Annotated in this window: 20 protein-coding genes; 8 read left to right on the top strand and 12 right to left on the bottom strand. The window is 48.8% G+C overall.

All coding sequences use genetic code 11. From position 1 onward, the window contains the following. Positions 1–86: 86 nt before the first annotated feature. From J2Y43_RS03345 to rplU, 6 genes are all read right to left on the bottom strand, one after another. A complete protein-coding gene (locus tag J2Y43_RS03345) occupies positions 87–1,151 on the bottom strand; it encodes a substrate-binding domain-containing protein (protein WP_309981270.1) in 1,065 nt (354 codons plus the stop codon). Positions 1,152–1,574: 423 nt separating this feature from the next. Beyond that, positions 1,575–2,627, bottom strand: coding sequence for a ferredoxin--NADP reductase (locus J2Y43_RS03340; protein ID WP_309981271.1), 1,053 nt, complete (start codon positions 2,625–2,627; stop codon positions 1,575–1,577). Between the two features lie 4 nt (positions 2,628–2,631). After that, a complete protein-coding gene (locus J2Y43_RS03335; protein WP_309981272.1) occupies positions 2,632–3,744 on the bottom strand; it encodes a hypothetical protein in 1,113 nt (370 codons plus the stop codon). A gap of 80 nt (positions 3,745–3,824) precedes the next feature. Then, positions 3,825–4,421 carry a NifU family protein gene (locus tag J2Y43_RS03330; RefSeq protein WP_106596132.1) on the bottom strand — a complete coding sequence of 199 codons (597 nt, stop codon included), beginning with the start codon at positions 4,419–4,421 and terminating at the stop codon, positions 3,825–3,827. A 163-nt stretch (positions 4,422–4,584) separates the two neighbouring features. Beyond that, entirely contained in the window at positions 4,585–4,863 is a 279-nt protein-coding gene (gene rpmA / locus J2Y43_RS03325; protein WP_015814325.1) for a 50S ribosomal protein L27, read from the bottom strand. A gap of 61 nt (positions 4,864–4,924) precedes the next feature. Further along, the gene (gene rplU / locus J2Y43_RS03320) at positions 4,925–5,236 is read right to left on the bottom strand and encodes a 50S ribosomal protein L21 (RefSeq protein ID WP_015814326.1); all 312 of its coding nucleotides are present in this window, start codon (positions 5,234–5,236) and stop codon (positions 4,925–4,927) included. Between the two features lie 349 nt (positions 5,237–5,585). On the opposite strand from rplU, the gene J2Y43_RS03315 reads away from it, so the two are divergent. The 7 genes from J2Y43_RS03315 to J2Y43_RS03285 all read left to right on the top strand — a co-directional run bounded on the left by J2Y43_RS03315 (position 5,586) and on the right by J2Y43_RS03285 (position 10,477). Further along, positions 5,586–6,212 carry a thioredoxin family protein gene (locus J2Y43_RS03315; RefSeq protein ID WP_309981273.1) on the top strand — a complete coding sequence of 209 codons (627 nt, stop codon included), beginning with the start codon at positions 5,586–5,588 and terminating at the stop codon, positions 6,210–6,212. A gap of 18 nt (positions 6,213–6,230) precedes the next feature. Next, complete coding sequence (locus J2Y43_RS03310; protein ID WP_309981274.1) at positions 6,231–7,139, top strand: SMP-30/gluconolactonase/LRE family protein; 909 nt, start codon at positions 6,231–6,233, stop codon at positions 7,137–7,139. 110 nt (positions 7,140–7,249) lie between these two features. Beyond that, on the top strand, positions 7,250–7,930 hold the full coding sequence (locus J2Y43_RS03305) for a DUF1361 domain-containing protein (protein WP_309981275.1): 681 nt from the start codon (positions 7,250–7,252) through the stop codon (positions 7,928–7,930). Then, complete coding sequence (locus J2Y43_RS03300; RefSeq protein WP_309981276.1) at positions 7,905–8,279, top strand: diacylglycerol kinase family protein; 375 nt, start codon at positions 7,905–7,907, stop codon at positions 8,277–8,279. The genes J2Y43_RS03305 and J2Y43_RS03300 overlap by 26 nt, the downstream gene beginning before the upstream one ends. A gap of 79 nt (positions 8,280–8,358) precedes the next feature. Next, on the top strand, positions 8,359–9,486 hold the full coding sequence (locus J2Y43_RS03295; RefSeq protein ID WP_309981277.1) for a hypothetical protein: 1,128 nt from the start codon (positions 8,359–8,361) through the stop codon (positions 9,484–9,486). Positions 9,487–9,534: 48 nt separating this feature from the next. Continuing rightward, positions 9,535–9,831, top strand: coding sequence for a transcriptional regulator (locus tag J2Y43_RS03290; RefSeq protein WP_309981278.1), 297 nt, complete (start codon positions 9,535–9,537; stop codon positions 9,829–9,831). 121 nt (positions 9,832–9,952) lie between these two features. Next, the gene (locus J2Y43_RS03285) at positions 9,953–10,477 is read left to right on the top strand and encodes a hypothetical protein (RefSeq protein WP_309981279.1); all 525 of its coding nucleotides are present in this window, start codon (positions 9,953–9,955) and stop codon (positions 10,475–10,477) included. A 70-nt stretch (positions 10,478–10,547) separates the two neighbouring features. Here J2Y43_RS03285 and J2Y43_RS03280 read toward each other — a convergent pair whose 3' ends face one another. Continuing rightward, positions 10,548–11,048, bottom strand: coding sequence for a DUF2911 domain-containing protein (locus tag J2Y43_RS03280; RefSeq protein WP_309981280.1), 501 nt, complete (start codon positions 11,046–11,048; stop codon positions 10,548–10,550). A gap of 183 nt (positions 11,049–11,231) precedes the next feature. Between J2Y43_RS03280 and recG the strand changes: the two genes are divergently transcribed. After that, on the top strand, positions 11,232–13,352 hold the full coding sequence (gene recG, locus J2Y43_RS03275; RefSeq protein ID WP_309981281.1) for an ATP-dependent DNA helicase RecG: 2,121 nt from the start codon (positions 11,232–11,234) through the stop codon (positions 13,350–13,352). On the opposite strand, the gene J2Y43_RS03270 is transcribed toward recG, so the two are convergent. The 5 genes from J2Y43_RS03270 to J2Y43_RS03250 all read right to left on the bottom strand — a co-directional run bounded on the left by J2Y43_RS03270 (position 13,353) and on the right by J2Y43_RS03250 (position 18,531). Then, on the bottom strand, positions 13,353–14,696 hold the full coding sequence (locus J2Y43_RS03270; RefSeq protein ID WP_309981282.1) for an FGGY family carbohydrate kinase: 1,344 nt from the start codon (positions 14,694–14,696) through the stop codon (positions 13,353–13,355). Between the two features lie 127 nt (positions 14,697–14,823). Beyond that, a complete protein-coding gene (locus tag J2Y43_RS03265) occupies positions 14,824–15,519 on the bottom strand; it encodes a GDSL-type esterase/lipase family protein (RefSeq protein WP_309981283.1) in 696 nt (231 codons plus the stop codon). Between the two features lie 83 nt (positions 15,520–15,602). Beyond that, entirely contained in the window at positions 15,603–16,295 is a 693-nt protein-coding gene (locus J2Y43_RS03260; RefSeq protein WP_309981284.1) for a hypothetical protein, read from the bottom strand. A gap of 6 nt (positions 16,296–16,301) precedes the next feature. Further along, entirely contained in the window at positions 16,302–16,976 is a 675-nt protein-coding gene (locus tag J2Y43_RS03255; protein WP_309981285.1) for a hypothetical protein, read from the bottom strand. Between the two features lie 241 nt (positions 16,977–17,217). Continuing rightward, on the bottom strand, positions 17,218–18,531 hold the full coding sequence (locus J2Y43_RS03250) for a TolC family protein (RefSeq protein WP_309981286.1): 1,314 nt from the start codon (positions 18,529–18,531) through the stop codon (positions 17,218–17,220). Between the last annotated feature and the right edge of the window lie 4 nt (positions 18,532–18,535).

Below are 18,535 nucleotides of genomic sequence, written 5' to 3'. Positions count from 1 at the left end.
AATGACTACACCTGACTACACCTAACCATACCTGACTATAAATGACCACACGTGACTACACCTGCCCACCCAGCACCGTCGTTGCATCATTGCGGATCGAGATAGTAATCCAGATTTTCTTTGGTAATAATATCGAGCGGCAGGAATTTGATCGCAGGGATTTCCTTTTTGAAAATCAAATGGTTGGCCAGCTGGTGAATGCCCCAGTAACCCTGTCCCAGCGGATTTTGATTGATCAGGAAGTCGATAATGCCTTTGTTGAGGTATTGCTGGTTACGGCCGATAAGGTCATAGCCGATCAGTTTGATGTCCTTCAATGCGTTCTTTTCAAGATATGCTGCTACTTCAAATGCCTTGGAGTTGGTAACGTATATCGCACTTAGGTCGGGGTATTGCTTGCGTAGGTCGTCGAGCTGCTTATCGGGACCTTCATCGTCCGGGAAGTTGATTTCCTTGCTGATCACCTTAAATGTATCTTCCAGCTGCTCACTTTTGAAATAATCGCGAAAGCCTTCTTCCTTGGTGATCAAATGCGCCGAGTTGGAAATGTCCTCATTCACGTGTGCCACCAGCACAGTACCCGGTGAATGCAACCCGAAACGCAGTATTTTCGCCGCCAGCGAGCCGCTCCGGTACGAATCCTGCCCGATGTAGCACAGCGGGTTCACGTGCTCGATCTGCGTGTTAAAAAGGACATAAGGAATACCCATTTCTGCCCACTCTTTGAAGAACGGTAACGCTTCCTTATAGAATATCGGCGCGATTAGCAGGCCGTCGGGATGTTCGCGGCCTACTTCTTTGGCTTTGGCAATAAAAGAAGTGTCGGAATGCGAATTGAATATGAACTTGGTAATGCGTACCCCGTACTGCCGGAGTTCTTTCTCGGCCTTTTCAAGACCATTGTGGGGTGCTTCCCAGTAGGAGTCGAGGTTAGGGTCGGGGATAAGGGCCGCGAGATTGAAAGCCCGCTGGGATTTCAGCGATTGGGCGATCAGGTTTGGCTCGTAGTTCAACTCTTTAATGATGGCCAGGATTCGCTCCCGTACATCGTCTGCCACTCTGCCGCGGTTGTGCAACACGCGGTCCACGGTGCCTTTGGAGGTTTGTGCCCTTTCGGCTATATCTTTGATTCTGACAATTTTCTTTTTCACACTCGACTATTATTCAGGGATTTTTCGGTTCCGTTCAGCAAATCTAACAAGTAATTATGAAGATGGGTTAAATAGCGTGTTTCTAGTGAAAGGCAACTATGCTGAACAAAATTTTTCAAATTTTTTTTATGATAAATTTGAGATTATTGATGCCGCACATTAGCTTTACCTGACCAAAAACCACTATTAGTAGTCCTATGCGTGCACGAGCCCAATGTGCTTTTTTTAATGCGTGCTCGAACACTTTTTTAAATTTTGCTAGGAAAAACCAATTTGGCAAGTAATTTTGTAAATAAGATAAGAAAGAAAATTTTATTCTTTAATATTCCTAACACTTAACCTTTTCAGGAATTCATTCATTGAAATTCCTCTAATCCTAAACCTAAATGAAGCGTACGGCATCGTCTGTACGCTTCTTTGTTTTTATTCCTGCCTGAATTCGATCGCTACGTCGTCGCTATCGACGTAGGAGGAACAGGTTAAGATCCAGCCTTCTGCGAGGTCGCGATCGGTGAGGACCTCGTTCACGCTCATATGTACCTTCCCGCTCGTGCACGCGGCCGCGCATGAGGCGCAGCGCCCGCCTTTGCAACTGTACGGAAGCTGTATGCCCCCGGCTAATGCAGCATCCAGGATGGTCGAGTGTGCGGGAACGAGCAGGTCATACATCGACCCGCGGAAATCGAGCATGATGCGATGCGGGTATGAAACGGGCGGTGGCGGAGGCGGGGAGGGGATCACGAAGTTCTCCTTGCGGATCTGCTCGCTCCGGAAGCCCATGAAATGCAGGGTAATGCCCGCGGAACGCATCAGTTCAAATGGTCCGCAAATGAAGAAGCGGGCGTCTTCGTGCTTGAAACGGATGGATTTACTCACGAGCTGTTCCAGGCGGGTGTTGTTAATGCGCCCCTGAATGCCGCCCCAGTCTTCTGCGGGTTGGCTGTGGATGTGGATCACGCGCAGCCGTTCGGGAAAGCGTTCCTGCCATTCGATAATATTGTTCCAGAAAAGTGTGTTGCGTACGTTTCTGCTCGCGTAAATCAGCGTGACCTGGCTCTCGGGATCTTGCGTAAGTGTATGTTTTAGAAGGGAGAAAAGCGGGGTAATGCCGCTTCCCGCGCCGATCAGGACAATGTCCCGTACCCCGGTATCTTCTTTTTCCAGTACAAACCTCCCCGAAGGTGCGAGTACTTTGAAAGTATCCCCCGTTTTCACAGTGTCGATCCAGAACCGTGAAATCTCCCCGTTAGGCACTCTTTTGACGGTTATGGCGGGAAATGCATCCACGCCCGGTGCCGAACTCATCGAATAGGAGCGCCGCACCTCGTGGCCATGCATATCGATAAGGAAGGTGAGGAACTGCCCGGCTTTGTAGGTTAATGTGCTCCCGTCGAGTGTTTCGAAAACGAAGGTTTTGGCGTCGTCGGTTTCGCGGATAATCTCTCGGAGCTTTAATGATATCGTGTGGTCTTCCATTTGCCTAGCTGGGATTGGATAATGGTAAAGCGTCCTGGGGCTGCTGCTGGTTCCAAACTGCCTCATATTCTGCCAGGAGCGTCCAGCAATGGGCCTCGCACGTCCAGTGCATGTGCACGAGCGGGTTCACCGACAGCCTGTAAAGCACAGGGTTTTCATAGGCCGTCAGCAGGCCGGCTATAAAAAAGTAAAAGCCTTTGAAATCCTTCGCCGAATAATCCTCTACCGGGATACGCTCCGTGGCGCGGCCGAGCCGCATAAGCGACGTCGCAAGCAGGACCCGGTCCATGCGGTTGCGAGTGGTTTTCAAAATGTTTTCCGCGTCGTTTGCCAGCTGTTCCCAAACCGGTAGCAATGCGGCGGGTTTGAATGCCGCCATGAGTCGCGAAACATGGTAAATGATCAGCGGTGTGCGTGGGTACTGGTGTGCACAGCGGAATGGTGCATCAATATACCGGCGTGTTTCAATGACCGAACGGATATATTCGAAACTGGCTTCGTCGTGGACATTCAGCGGGAGATTATAATGTAGAATGCAGTACAGCATATTGCTCAGCACGCTCACATCAAACTCTACGTACATATTCTTGCCAAACCAGGTCGAGTATGCTGGCAGCTTCTGGTACTCGGGATAAGTGTTTTTAATCCAAAGCTTGGCACCGTTGGCGTGGAGCGTCAGTTTTTCTTTTAACCAAAATAATTCCTCTTGTGAAGGATCCGTGGTTAAATAGGCAAATGCAGTATCATCAATATCGTCGGGAATGCGGAAATGCTCGAAACGGTGGAACCAACGGCCATTCGGGAAGTGGCGTGAAGGTTTGGTTTTCCAGAAATTATAGGTTTTCAGGCCGTCTTTATTCTGAAAATCGGGATAGTTGGCGGTTACCCGGCTGCGGATAGTATCAATCTGCGCCTGGCTTTCGGAACTGCAATATTTGCGAATGGATAGCAGCGTGAATGCCGTGATCGCCGAAAAGAACATCGTCGTATCGGGCCGCCGGTAGCCGATCAGGTGGTTGGACCGTTGCGCCGGAAAGATGCCTTTGGGAAACAATGCATTACCGGTCGATTGTAATGCCTCAATGCGGTCGATAAATGCATCCAGCGGTGGCTTCATGCGCCGAAGCTAACAAAACGCCTCAAAAAAAGAAACCCTGTCGGGTTTCGACAGGGTTTTCAATGTATATGTATGAGGCATTAAACGCCTTCTGCTACCACTTCTTTCACGTCAGGCACCATGCGGGTGAGCAGGTTTTCGATACCGGCTTTCAGCGTGAGCGTTGACGACGGGCAGCCGCTGCAAGAACCTTGCAAAAGTACCTTCACCACGCCCGAACCTTCATCGAACGAATGGAAGTTGATCGCACCGCCATCCGATTCTACCGCCGGACGCACATATTGATCCAATGCAGCCTTAATTTTCTGTACCGTGTCTGAATCCCGCGCATCGACGATCAACGTATTGCTGTCGATCGTTTTTTGCTCGAATACCGGGTGATTTTCTTCGAAATAGATCTTGATGAACTGCTTCGTATCGCGCAATACTTCTTCCCAGGCAATGTCGTCGCCTTTGGTAATGGTAATGAAGTTGCTCGCGATGAATACGCGCTTCACGTGCGGGAACTGGAACAGGTCGGCCGCCAGCGGCGATGACTTGCCTTCTTCCAGCGCAGCTTCCAGGGAAGGGTAATCGAACGAGAGTCCATCGGGTACCAGCTCGAAATTCAGGACGAACTTCATCGAGTTGGGGTTGGGGCTCAGTTCGGTATATACAAAAATAGGTCGTGACAACATGGGGATGGTCGATAATGATAGGGTAAAACAACTTTCCGGTTTAGAGAACACCGAATGCGGCCTTTTGGTTTGGCATCGGGCGTATTAGCCAATAAAAAACCCGTCAAACTGGTGCCTGACGGGTTCTTTTTAGCTTCTTTGGGAAGTACTAACGGTGCATTGATTATGCTTCCGCAGCAGCTTCAACCGCGATCGGTTCGATGTGAACGTAAGATCTGTTTTCACGGGTCTTACGGAACACCACGTTACCATCAACCAATGCGAACAATGTGTGGTCGCGGCCGATACCTACGTTCTTACCTGGGTTGTGCTTGGTTCCACGCTGACGAACCAGGATGTTACCTGCTTTTGCCAACTGGCCACCGAATAATTTTACACCAAGACGTTTACTTTCCGATTCACGTCCGTTTTTCGAGCTACCTACACCTTTCTTATGTGCCATGATATCTTATACTTAAATTGTAGTTTCCTGTTTAGAACTGTTTCAGGCTTCCGCCCGATGATTAGGCAACGATTTCGTCGATGCTGATTTTGGTCAGATACTGACGGTGACCGTTTTTAACACGGTATCCTTTGCGGCGTTTCTTTTTGAAAACGATCACTTTCTCACCTTTCAGGTGTTCGAGAACAGTTGCTTTTACAGAAGCACCTGCTACTGTCGGAAGACCTACCTGTACTGTGCCTCCGTTATCAACGAGAAGGACTTTGTCAAATACAAGTGCAGCGTTCACGTCACCTTCAAGCCTATGCGTGAAGATTTCGCGACCCTTTTCAACTTTAAATTGCTGACCTGCGATTTCTACGATTGCGTACATGTTAATAATTATATTAAACTGGATTCAAAATTTGAGGTGCAAAGATAAAAAGAGAGTGACAGAATTACAATGTATTAAGCGGAATATTCCGGTTTTTTTAATATCTCGCAGGAACCCGGCCCGGTAACCAGGGTAAGACGCGATTCGGTTGTCATTAGTGGGGCTTGCCTGTGTTTGAATTATAAATGGCCGATGTAGTTAAAAATGCGCAAAAAGTTACCTTTATATGGTTCAGGGGAACTCCCGCGTTTAGACATGGAGCGTCAAGGGTTGCCTTAACAAAATTTAACAGGTCGCGCTTTTACTTTTACCTATTATTGGGGTCTTAGAGATAGTAGATTTAGAAAACATGAAGATAAAAGTCAGTCGGTGGGTTTTGATGGTCCTGTTTCTTGCATCGCTCGGGCGCCTCGCTCAGGCGCAGGGCCAGGGTGGTTACCAGGTAGGCGATGTCGTATCGAATTTCCGTTTGAAAAATACCGACGGAAGCATGGTATCGCTTTCGGACTTTACCAGTTCGAAGGGTGCGATTGTGGTTTTTACAAGCAACCATTGCCCGTTCGCAAAGGCCTATGAGGATCGCATTATCGCCCTCAACAACAAATTTGCAGGGCAGGGCTACCCGGTCATCGCCATTAATCCGAGCGACCCGGGAACACATCAGGACGACACTTTCGAAAAAATGAAGGAACGTTCTGCGGCCAAGCATTATGGTTATCCTTATCTTGTTGACGACATGCAGCAGGTGGCCCGCAAATTCGGGGCCGGTCGTACACCACAAGTGTTTGTGTTGCAGAAAAACGGCGCACAGTTTGCGGTGCGGTATATGGGTATGATCGACGACAACCCCCAGGACGCCGCCGGCGTGACGAAACTGTACGTGGATGAAGCGGTGACCAACCTCGTGGGCGGTAAACCGGTGGTAACCACCATCACAAAACCAGTCGGCTGCGCCATCAAGTGGAAAAATCAGTGATTTTGAAGATATTACCCCATGACCAGAATTTTAGCAATCCTCCTCACCGCCGCGTTGTTGTCGCCGGGAATCAGTCTGGCTCAGACAAAAAGTAAAAAGTTCTCCAACGAAGGAGAGTTCACCGCTAATTGCGAAGGCCCCGCGGTGGACGAAGACGGCAACGTCTACGCGGTGAACTTCGCCCGCGACGGTACGATCGCGCAGCTCAGTAAAAAGGGCAATGCGAGCTTTTTCGTGACCTTGCCGAAAGGCAGCACGGGCAACGGAATCCGGTTTGTGAACAAAAACACTTTCTATGTGGCCGATTTTACGGGACACAACATCCTGAAAGTGGATATGATCACGAAGGATGTTTCCGTTTTCGCGAACGAACCGAAAATGAACCAGCCGAATGACCTCGCTGTAACTGCTTCCGGTCACGTTTTCGCTTCCGATCCGAACTGGAAAGACGGGACAGGGCAAATCTGGCACATCACGCCCGAAGGAAAAGTGAATCTCGCCTTTGGCAACATGGGTACAACCAATGGCATTGATGTCAGCCCCGACGAGAAGAAACTGTACGTCAACGAAAGCGTGCAGCGGAATGTGTGGGTGTTCGACCTTGCGGCGGATGGTACGTTATCCAATAAAAAGCTGCTGCACCATTTCGAAGACGGCGGCATGGACGGAATGCGCTGCGACGTCCATGGCAACCTTTACATTACCCGCCACGGGAAAGGAGAAGTGGCGGTACTCTCTCCCGAAGGAAAAGTAATCCATACCATTCACACAATAGGAAAGAAGGTTTCGAACATCTGCTTCGGAGGTAAAAATGGCAAAACCTGCTACATTACCTTGCAGGACCGTGGCTGCCTGGAAACTTTCAAGGCTAAAACTGCAGGCCGTGAGTGGGCGATGATGAAAGCTTTCGCTGCCGATAAGAAGTAACCGTTTAATCAAAGTAACCTTTTCTGGACTTAATCCGGCCGGTGTGCTTGGAGTTATAAAATGTTTTATATTAACTTTGTATTTCAAAGTACTTTAAAAAATCTTAAACGATGCTTAGAAACCTGGTCAACTATTTGGAGAGCAATTTGAAAGTGGCGCTCCTTGCATTTGTTTCCGCCGCTGCGATGGCGTTATTGACTGTCAGGATTACCCTGCAAAACTGGGATTTCGTTTTTCTGGCCTGGAACCTGTTTCTGGCGTGGCTACCATTGCTTTTCATCAAGTGGGTGTGGGAAATGGAGAAGCGCAAATCGGCGCGGTTTGGGATTCTGATGGTCTATCTGGCGGTTTGGCTGCTGTTTTTCCCGAATGCGCCCTACATCATCACCGATTTGAAACACCTCCGCTTTGTGCCCGAAAACATGCTTTGGTACGATGCGTTGATGATTTTCACATTCTCGCTGGCTGGTTTTATGACCGGTCTTTACAGCATCCGCATTGTTCACCGCATTATTGCTCACCGCTGGAACGAGCGTTTGGCGTGGTTCGCGATCCTGAATTCGATGATTCTGAGCGGTTTCGGGATCTTTCTGGGGCGTTATGGCCGTTGGAACAGCTGGGACATCGTTACGCAGCCAGGTGCGCTCGCGAAGGGCATTTACCATAGTTTAAGGGATCCGCTGGCGATCAAACACACCATTACGTTTTCGTTCGTGCTCATGTTGTTGTACTTTGCGTTCCATATTTTTGCCGAACTGAAACAACATGAACGGACCCATCGATATTCTTAAAGCCGTCCGAAGCTTCCGTTACGCAGGTGCTGGGATTTACAGCCTGTTCCGCTACGAAAATAATGCGCGCATTCACCTGATTGCCTGCGTAGTGGTGGCCATTGCAGGTATATTTTTTCAGATATCAACTATCGAATGGTGCATTATAGTGATCCAGATCGCGCTCGTGTGGGCGGCGGAAGCATTCAATACCGCTATTGAGAAACTAGCCGACCTGGTTTCGGCCGATTACCATCCGGTGATTAAAGTAGTGAAGGACACCGCCGCGGCCGGCGTATTATTGTTGGCTATTTCGGCGGTTATAGTAGGAGGAATTGTGTTTATCCCAAAAATCCTGCTGCTCTTTTAACACGATGCCTGACCATACTTGACAACACCTGACTATTTCCAATAATCACTGACCGTTATTTTTACATTTTTATACGCTTATGAACCCGAATCAGGATTCTTTGCATACTTTGAACGAGATCCGCGACCTGATGGAGCGCTCGTCGAAGTTCCTATCCCTCAGTGGTTTGAGCGGGGTTTTTGCCGGCATTTTCGCTCTGATCGGCGCGGGGGCGGCGTATGTTCGCTTTAAAACCGACTGGCTGACCGACATCTTAGCTCCACTAGGTACCTACCAGGGGCATTCACGCGAGGATGTGATCGATTTTTTGTTTGTCGACGGCCTTTGTGTGCTCGTATCGTCGCTCGCGGTGGGGATTATTCTTACGGTACGCAGAGGGCGGAAAAAAGGCCTCACGGTTTGGAATGGCAGTTCAAAGCGGTTGTTGGTCGCGATGCTGATCCCGCTGGCAACAGGCGGTATATTCGCTCTGGCGATGCTGCATTATGGCTTTATTTGGCTGGTATTCCCGGTAACGCTGTTATTTTACGGACTGGCGCTGGTGAATGCGAGCCGGTTTACTTACCCGGAAGTGTTTTATATGGGTATTTCCGAAATAGGGATAGGTTGCATCGCATTGTTCCTGACAGGCTATTCGCTGATATTCTGGGCGGTAGGCTTTGGTATTCTGCATATTGTTTACGGCCTTACCATGTATAACCGGTATGAAAGAGAGAAGTTGCCAAGCGGAGAGTTACCTGGCGGGAAATCGGGCCTTGCAGTGGTGCTGCTAATACTCGCTTCGGGCTCGGTTTGTTCGGCGCAGGTGCGGATGCCATCCGACAGTACTGCATCAAAAGCGCGAAAATGGTACGATAAGGAGACCATTTATTTGAGAAATGGGAATAGTTTTGTCAAAAACAATGTCGTTTACGCCGGACAAAAGGCATTGCGGAACGAATTTATGGTTTCGCCGGAAGGCCTCGGTCTTTATTTGAAATCCAGGAGAACGCGCAGTATCGGGCTGGTTGTTTCACTGGCCGGGTCGGCTGGTTCGGTGATATCGCTGTTGTCGGGCAATCGCGACCATTTGAGGACTTTTTTCTGGATTTCGGTCGGTACAGGCCTGGTGGGCTCGGGGTTTACCATGGCCGCCAATAATCAACGCGACCAGGCAGTTTGGATCCGTAACCGGGATGCCATGCTGTTTCTGGAAGCCAATCAATAACGCGTTCGGCGCAATGCGGTCGGGCGTCCGCGTAACAGGGAATTTGTAATGGAGTGGTTAGAAAAGTTTAACAAGATATTCGAAAGCAAGATCAGGCTTGGGCTTATGTCCGTGCTCGTGGTCAACGATTCCCTGAGTTTTAACGAACTGAAAGAGCTATTGCAGCTCACCGACGGTAACCTCGCCTCGCATTTGAAAGCATTAGAAGAAATTAAATACATCGAATTCCAGAAGCAATTCAACGGCCGTAAGCCACTCACTACCTACAAAGCCACCGAGGACGGGCAGAAGGCCTTTACGGAGCATTTACAGGTTTTGGAGAATATGATTAAGCAGAATTTGTAGTCACCTTATCATTCCTCTTTTTCCTTTAATTTTTTCGCCCCTGCCGTTCGAGAGTTAGATTGTTTCACAAAAGAATCTGGACGTTTCTTGAGGTTAATGTTCATCTTTAAACATTCAGCCTATGAAAAAGTCGCTTTTGCTCTTTGTAATCTTGGTTGCCGTCCTTTGTTGTAAAAGCCATAGAGATAAAGATAGTGAAAACACCTTAGAAGCTGGAAATTACCTGTTGGTCGATAGTGAAAGATATTTGTTAGACAGCTTATCCGTGACTTATCAAAATGTTCCGGAAGGAAGGAGTTACCAACTAATGGCAATTAATAGGTCAAGTGGTGTATTTGTGGCTGTCCAATATTTGATTTTAAATACTAATCAGGATTTTCTGGCCGGCGAATTTGCTTACAAGAATTCCAAGGATCTAAAAAACTTACAGCGCAACCATTTCTACAACATTGTGGTTCGGTGCAAGGTTTCAAACGGTGCAATGGTATTGTTGGATGGGCTTGGAGGAGCGGTGATCGAGGGAGGAGCAGTGAAGGTCGCACAGGATGGTAAAGCATTCTATTTGCTGGTAGCCTGTACAATCAATGAACGGAAAGTGATGTTCAGATATGAGGGAACAATCAAGAGCGAGGAGTTTGATTGGTAGGGTGTGTTTAGTTAGAAATGACAAAGGGAGCTGCATTGCAGCTCCCTTTGTCATTTCTAACTAAAAAAAATCAGAACTTCACAGGCACCGAGAAACCAACCTTATCCCATTGGAAATCCAGCGAAGTGTCTTTCACGGTAAAAGTCAGTTTTTCTTCGGACGATGGATAGTTCTTGTTCGGAACGGTAATGTGTGCTACGTCTTTGCTTTTGTGCTTGTCGTACTCGTATGCACCCCATTGTCCGAGCTGGCTGTTCAGGATAATGGTCCATTCTTTTTCGTTGGGAGTTGCAAACAGCGTGTAGGTGCCTGCCTTGATAGGCTTTCCGCCGAATGTGGCGTCCTTTTTGAAAGTAATGGTTGTAGCGCTGTCCGCTCCGATACGCCATGGCTTGCCGTATGGTTCGAGGCTGCCGCTTCCCGCTTTGCCGAACAATACACGGCCTTTTTTAGAGGGTTGGCCGTATCTGACGCTCAAATTCTTGCCGTTCGCGGTTACGTGCGGGCTTTGTGCGGATGCCCAGGTGAATGCGATCAGTGTGAGGAAAAGCGATAACAATGTGGTTTTCATAAGTCGTGTAGATTTGATAATGGATTGGTGGTTTAAGAAATACAAAGCAGCAAGTAAAGCATTCAAAAGTTGCGAATCAAGCAGCTTGTAGCCGAAATTGATGGAATAGCTACTCCATTAACAGAGATTAACATTTGGGCCGTCAAAACCGGGTTTTTGGGTATTTCGGTTTATATTTGAATAATGACTTCTGAAACAAACCCATCTGTTAGAACCCGTTTTTTCGATACCAAGATCGAATTCCTGAAAGGCGTAGGTCCGCAAAAGGCCGCATTGCTGAACCAGGAACTGAATATCTTTACCTTCGGCGACCTTATCCAGCACTACCCTTTCCGGCACGAGGACCGCAGCGTTTTTCACAAGCTTAGTCAACTGAATGAACAAATGCCTGCGGTGCAGGTGAAAGGGCGGTTGCGTGATTTTGGCATAATAGGAGAGGGAAGTAAGAAGAGATTAGTAGGCACATTTCAGGACGGAACCGGCTATCTGGAACTGGTGTGGTTTCAAAGTATTTCCTGGTATGAAAAGTGGCTGAGGCCTGGCGGAGAATATATTGTTTACGGAAATCCCATAGCTTTTGGAGGTAAATGGAGTATTACCCATCCTGAAATAGAGGTCCTAACCCAGGAAAATGCGGCCGCCGGGTACTGGCAACCGATTTACCCGCTTACCGAAAAGTTGCGCAAGAAATTTCTCGATAGCAAGGCTTTAAGTAAAATGATGCGGAGCCTGCTCGAAATCGCGCACCCGCATATACGCGAGACATTGCCTGCCCCGTTGGTGGAAAAATACAGGCTGGTTTCGAAAGCGCAGGCCCTCTGGCATTTCCATTTACCGCAGGATGCCCGTACGCTTCACCAGGCGCAGCGGCGATTGAAATTCGAGGAGCTGTTCTATAACCAGTTCAGACTGATCAAGAACAAGCTATTGCATAAGACCGAGTACCCGGGATTGATTTTTGACAAAACTATGCTGGTAAAGGAGTTTTATGAGCAGCATTTGCCTTTCAAACTCACGGGCGCGCAGATACGTGTGTTGCACGAAATTCACGAGGACCTTAAAACCGGCAAGCAAATGAACCGCCTGCTGCAAGGCGATGTGGGTTCGGGAAAGACGATCGTGGCATTCATTACCATGCTTTTTGCATTGGATAACGACGCACAAGCCTGCCTCATGGCGCCCACCGAGATTCTCACCGACCAGCATTACCAGGGCCTCAAAAAGTTCGCGGATTTGCTTGGCGTCAACATTGCCAAACTCACGGGTTCTACCAAGAAAAAGGAGCGGGAAGTCATCCACCGCGAATTGCTGAATGGTACCCTCCATATTATTGTCGGTACGCATGCATTGATCGAAGATGCGGTACAGTTCAAAAACCTCGGTCTTTGCATTATCGATGAGCAGCATCGCTTCGGCGTAGCTCAGCGTGCCAAACTTTGGGCCAAAAATTCGCGCGTTAACCCGCATATGCTCGTCATGACGGCTACGCCCATCCCGCGCACGCTCGCGATGACGCTGTACGGCGACCTGGATATTTCCGCCATAAACGAGTTGCCCGCCGGTCGGAAACCCATTAAAACGGTGCACCGGTTCGATAAGCATCGCTTGTCGGTATTCGGGTTTTTGAAGGAAGAAATCGCGAAAGGGCGGCAGGTGTATATGGTGTATCCGCTGATCGAAGAGTCCGAAAAAATGGATTTGAAGGATCTGATGGACGGGTATGAAAGTGTTGCACGGGCATTCCCGGGCGTGCCGCTGAGCATTGTGCACGGCAAGATGCGTTCGCAGGACAAGGATTTCGAAATGGCACGCTTTGTACGGGGTGAGACCAAGATCATGGTCGCGACGACGGTGATTGAAGTGGGTGTGAATGTGCCGAATGCATCGGTAATGGTGATCGAGAATGCGGAGCGGTTTGGGCTGTCGCAGTTGCACCAGCTACGAGGCAGGGTAGGACGTGGCGCCGAGCAGTCGTATTGTATTCTGATGACGGATTATAAGCTCAGCAAAGACACCAAGCTGCGGATTGACACGATGTGCAATACTAACGACGGCTTTGAAATAGCGGAAGTGGATCTGCAATTACGCGGCCCCGGTGACATTTCGGGAACGCAGCAAAGTGGTTTGGTGGATTTATTGGTGGCGAATCTGGCCCAGGATGGGGAGATATTGAAAGCCGCGCGGGCGTCAGCAGAGGAAATCCTGACGGCCGATCCCGATCTGCTCCAGCCGGTTCACCATCCTATACGCAACCATCTCGAAAATTTGCGCAAGGAAGAAACCAACTGGAGCCGGATCAGCTAATCAAGGTTTTATTTCACGGATTTCGTTGGCAAACTCATACGTCTGCGGGCGTGTCACGTGCAATGCAGCGCCTAGCGACGTCGCATAGGGCAGATCGGATACGTAAACTTTGTGATTCGGATAATGCCGCGCCAGGAGCCTTGTGAATATTTCGTTCCGGGCAAATCCGCCGTCGACGTAAATAGCGTGTACGTCGTTGATATTCACCAAGTCCAGCGAAACGAAGAGCAGCTCGGTCAACCCTTTTATTAAATGATGGTATGCGGCCTCTGCCGAAGCAAACGCGCTGATCTGCCATTCCTGGGTATTTGGTTCCGGGAACGGACCGTTGCCGGTCATGCAGGCGGTGTAGAATTTCGGAGTGTCCTGTTTTAATATCTCTTCATCGAACACTACCCTTTTATAAAAATCAGGTGCTACTTTGAAATACTCCACAATGCGTGCCACTTGATAATCGTGCTCACGGCCCATGAACAGGCGTGATGCGGTAACGCCGCTACCTTCGGGTGTGAGGTAGTTCATACAGTCGCGTTCGAGCTGGTAGGAAGTCAGCGGTTTCGATGCGAACGAGTTGAAGTTGATACACCAGGTTCCGGTCGAAAGTAATACGAATGGCTTTTTGACAGCCATGCGGTAAGGTATCAATGCCGACGAGCTGTCATGCAACCCGAAACCCGACTGAATACCCTTGTCGCCATGGCGGTAAATAAACGACGACGAAGCGAGTACCGGCGCAAGTTTCTTGTGAATTGCTTCCTGCTTTACCCACTCGTGATAATCCCACATTTCGAAGCTCCATAACGCCGTATGGCAGCCCAGAGAGGTGTAATCGCTCACTTTGCGGCCAGTGAGCAGGTACAGGATATATTGTGGTAAATGTAAAGTCGTCGCGATCTGGCTGTAAATCTCCGGTTTGGTATGTTTGAGCCAGTACAGCTGCATCCCCGAGTTGAGCATACCCATCGCCGGCGAGCCGGTTTGGAGGGAAATGCGGGTAGGGTCGCCGTAGGTGCTGTAAAATTGCTTTAATAGATCTTCCGGGAAGGGTTTGAGGTAAGAATACAGCGGCGTAAGCGGACGGTTGGCAGCATCGAGGTGCACCAGGCTGGCGCCGTAACCGGCCACATTCACAGCCTTGATGTCAAATTCCGGATTGGCCAGTAATTCGGCCCAGCGGTCCTGCACCCATTTGGTCAACAATTCACAATCTTCGGTAGGGAAGCCGTCTTCGTCAACTGTTTCTGGGAGGGATTCTGAAAACTCATGAACGATATCATACTTCTCGTTGAAAAGTATATACTTCTTATTGGTCCTGCCAATATCAAAAACCGCTGTTACTTTCATTACTGGAATATCACTTTTTTACCCGGAAATGTATTTTTTCGGTCAATATAGTGACTTTACGTTAAAACCAATACCCTTATCTGTTCTTTTAAAATCTTTGTAAAAAACCGTAAAGTGCAGGATACTTTCAGACTGATTTTTCCAGTATCGGGCGGAACACTTTTGTCCATCTTCTGTAACCTTCTTCGTTCATATGCAGGCTGTCGCTCACGAAGATAGCGCCGTCCGGCCGTCCGTTTTTGAGCATCACCGGCCACACATCAATGTAGTGGTGATTCTTGTCTTTCTTAATGTAATCCTGAATGAGCTTGTTCGCCTTGATCACATCCTCCCGCTTCGCCCAGCGCGACGGTGAAGGTTTCAGCGACACCCCGTAAAGTTGCACATCTGGTTGTTTCTCGCGCAGCTTCTTCACGAGCGCCACGTACGCATCGCGCACCTGCTCGGGCGACTTCGGCTTTTTACCGAACATATCGTTCTCGCAATAGATCACGACCGTCTTCGGTTTGTATTTGGTAATCGTGCGATCGGAATAATGGATTACTTCCGGCAAGGTAGAGCCTCCGAAGCCACGGTTAATGATCGGTAGCGGCGCGAGGTCGTTTACTGCATTGGGCCATTTGGTAAATGAAGAGCTGCCTGTGAAAACTATTCCGCCTGGCGCCGGCATGTGCTCCGCATCTTTTCTCTCGAATTCCTTAATAGCACCTTCGGAGCGGGTCACATCGTAATCGGGCTCCCACGGGCCGGCGAGGTTGGTTGTTTGTGGTTTATGACAAGCGCTGAATGCAGCGAAAAGGACAATCAGAAGGTGTTTTTTCATTACTAAAAAAAATGGATATGGCCTTAAAAGCCATATCCACGGGGTTTTTAATGGTTTTTGGACGATTATCTTCGATTTTGAGCTCAGTAGAAATATCGGAAACCGAGCCCGATCGAACCAGATGAAAGCTGCGGCGCAAAGTTGTAGGCAAACCCTCGCGTATTTGTTTGCGGATACTGGCCATCCGGGCGAGGGTTGACGGTGTGAGTGATCTTACCAAATCCGTAGGATATATAGATCGGGTTTGAAAATGCAAAACTGCCGTACATGACCCATTTGGGTGCGAGACGCCATGCAATACCCGCACTTATATCGAAACCCAGTAAAAAGGAGTTGTCTTGGGTTTCTCTGGCGATCCTGTCGTCGATGACGTCGAAAGAATTTTTCAATGTGTAACTTAAACCTGCATCAGGACGGACATACAATGCAAACTTGTCGTTTAGCGGCTTATAAAACTCCCAAAAACGTTCTATCCCGAAGCCCAGGGTTTGAAGCGGTTTGGGATCTATATTGAAATTTTCCAATTTTTGGAAGGCCAGGCTATGGCTGAGTCCCCAGCCGGTGGCCATCGTGTTGCTCTTGAACTTACCCATCGATACGCCGATCGTATGGTTGTATCGCCTGTATTGGCTATCAATATCTTTTACTTTGTTGTCAAACAGATTCAGGTAGAATGAGCCCGATATAAATTTCTCTCCTTCTTTGAATTGTGCGAGGGCAGGCGATTGCGCCGTCACAAAGGCGCCGGTTAACAGGCAGATGATCAAATTTTTCATGGTGGGTCAGTTTTTAGGTTGAAGGTACCTTGCTATACGGAGCGAAAAATAGGAGGGAAAGCCGGTGCCAAACCCGGAGTCAACAGTGAATTGCCGCCCGTTATCTTCAGGAATGGGCATATAGTTGAAACTGAGCGAAAGAAAATTGGTATAAGCCTCCACCGACCATTTTTTGTTCGGGAATGTGTAAACTACACCGGGTTTGACCGCCAACCCGTATTGCCAGAGATCCCTCTTAGTGGTTATCGTTGTAACATCTTCGCTTTTCGATTTCCACCAGGAATAATTGGGCGCCAGCTCTCCGTGGATAAATAATGCCCATCTGTTTCCCAGGCCGTAATACTGTCGGACAAATGGTAGCAATTGCAGCGATTGGCTTAGCGTACTTGATTTATGACCGGATGGTTCGTAGATGGTTTTCTCCTGCTGTATGCTATACCTCAATCCAACGCCAAGCATGGTTTTATCAGAAACAAACCAGCCAAGTTGAGCCTCAGGGGAGATAATTGGCCTGCGGGTTTTGCTCACATTGTCCTTGTCGAATTTGTCTTGGTTATGATTCAAAGTACCGTTGAAGCTAATCGTGCCTCCCCAGTATTTCGTCCCTTTCTGCAACTGCGCCTCCGCACTTCCTGCCAGAAACACCATCCCCGGCAGTAACAATAGAAAAAGTTTTTTCATGGTCCATAAAATTAGTTTGCACCTAATTTACACACCATAATGTAACCACCTAACAATTTAGGTTTATTTAACAAAAAGAGGCAGCCAATGCGCCTGGCTGCCTCTAAGAATTACCGATACCAAATTTAACCTAACAGTCTTTGGGGCTTTAAGCTGTAAGCCTTAGGCTATAAGCTGATCCCCTTTTATGTCTTAATGCTTCGAGCTTACAGCTTAGAGCCTAAAGCTTACAGCCTATCATCTAAAACACCCCTTGCCAGTTGCCCTGACGGTAGTATTGCAATAATCTCTGTTGCATCAGGTAGTCATATTTTGCCTGAATAGCTATGCCTTGTGCCTGTGCGAGTTTCGCTTTGGAAAGGGTGTATTCGAAAATGCTTGATACACCCGCATTGAACTTGCTTTCCACCACCGCGAAGGCTGCTCCGAGTGATTCTACCTGACCTTCCGCTGCCGCGTGTTTGTCGGCCATGGCGTTCAGGTTCAGCACAGCGGTTTCAATCGCCTGGCGAAGCTGCTGGTTGGTGATGTCCAATGTATTCTGTGCCTGGCGCTCCTGCACTTTCGCCAGCTCTACACGTGGGCGGGTTACCCAACGACCCATGATGGGGATGTTCAGGCCGAGGTTGACGTAGCCGTTGCGCGTTGCATTCAGCTGTTTGAAATAATCGAGGTTGTCATTCGTCGACGCGTAGAATGCCCGCACATTGGTGCTGAGGTTCAGCGAAGGATAGTTCAATGCCTTGATCGATTTCACCAGGTACTTGTAGCTCTGGCGGTTCAGCTCAGCGCTGCGGATTTCCGGGAAAGACTTGGATGCATTTTCGTACAACTCCGTGGCATTGGCAGCAGCGGGCGTAATGCTTTCCTTCGGTAATAGCGGCTCGAATTCCACATTGTCGTCCGGCGTGATATTCATTCGCTGAAACAAAGCAAGGCGTGCCGTACGGTAATTACTGAGAGCCGTTACCTGCAAATATTTGTCATTCGAAAGCTGCGCCTTGATCTCGGCAAGGAGGTTGTTTCCGGCTGTTCCGGCGTTTACCTGTTTCTGTACTTTATCTACCTGCTGTTGCGAAGACGCTACTTGCTCGTTGGCGGCTTCGAGCAATGCCTTCGTCGCGAGCACATTCACGTAGCCCTGCATGAGCAGGATGGTTTGCGCATTCAGCACTGCGGTGCGGTTTTCCATCGCCGACTCTTTCAGTAATGTACCCTGGCGCGTCTGGTTTTGTAATTTTCCTGCCTGGAAAACGGGCATTTGGAACCCCGTACTGATTGAGTTGTAGCTGTAAAGCTGGTCTATATACGTGTTGGTGTACTGGTCGATACTGCGGCCGAGGTTAAGGCTTTGATCGGCCGAAATGTATATCTGCGGAAGGATTTGTGACTTTGTCTGCCGCAGCTGTGCCTGCGCTGCTTCCGCCTGCAATGTGCCTTGCTGGTAAATGAGGTTGTTTTTGGCCAGCAGATCCACGCAGTCGGCGAGGCTCAGCTTGGACTGTGCCTGCCCCAGTAATGGCAGGAGGCAGAAAAGAAAAATAAAACGTTTCATGGCT

It is taken from the genome of Dyadobacter sp. BE31, from assembly GCF_031457695.1.
GTDB lineage: Bacteria > Bacteroidota > Bacteroidia > Cytophagales > Spirosomataceae > Dyadobacter.
Note: the sequence above shows the minus strand (reverse complement) of the source record. Positions and strands in the feature narration are given on the sequence as shown.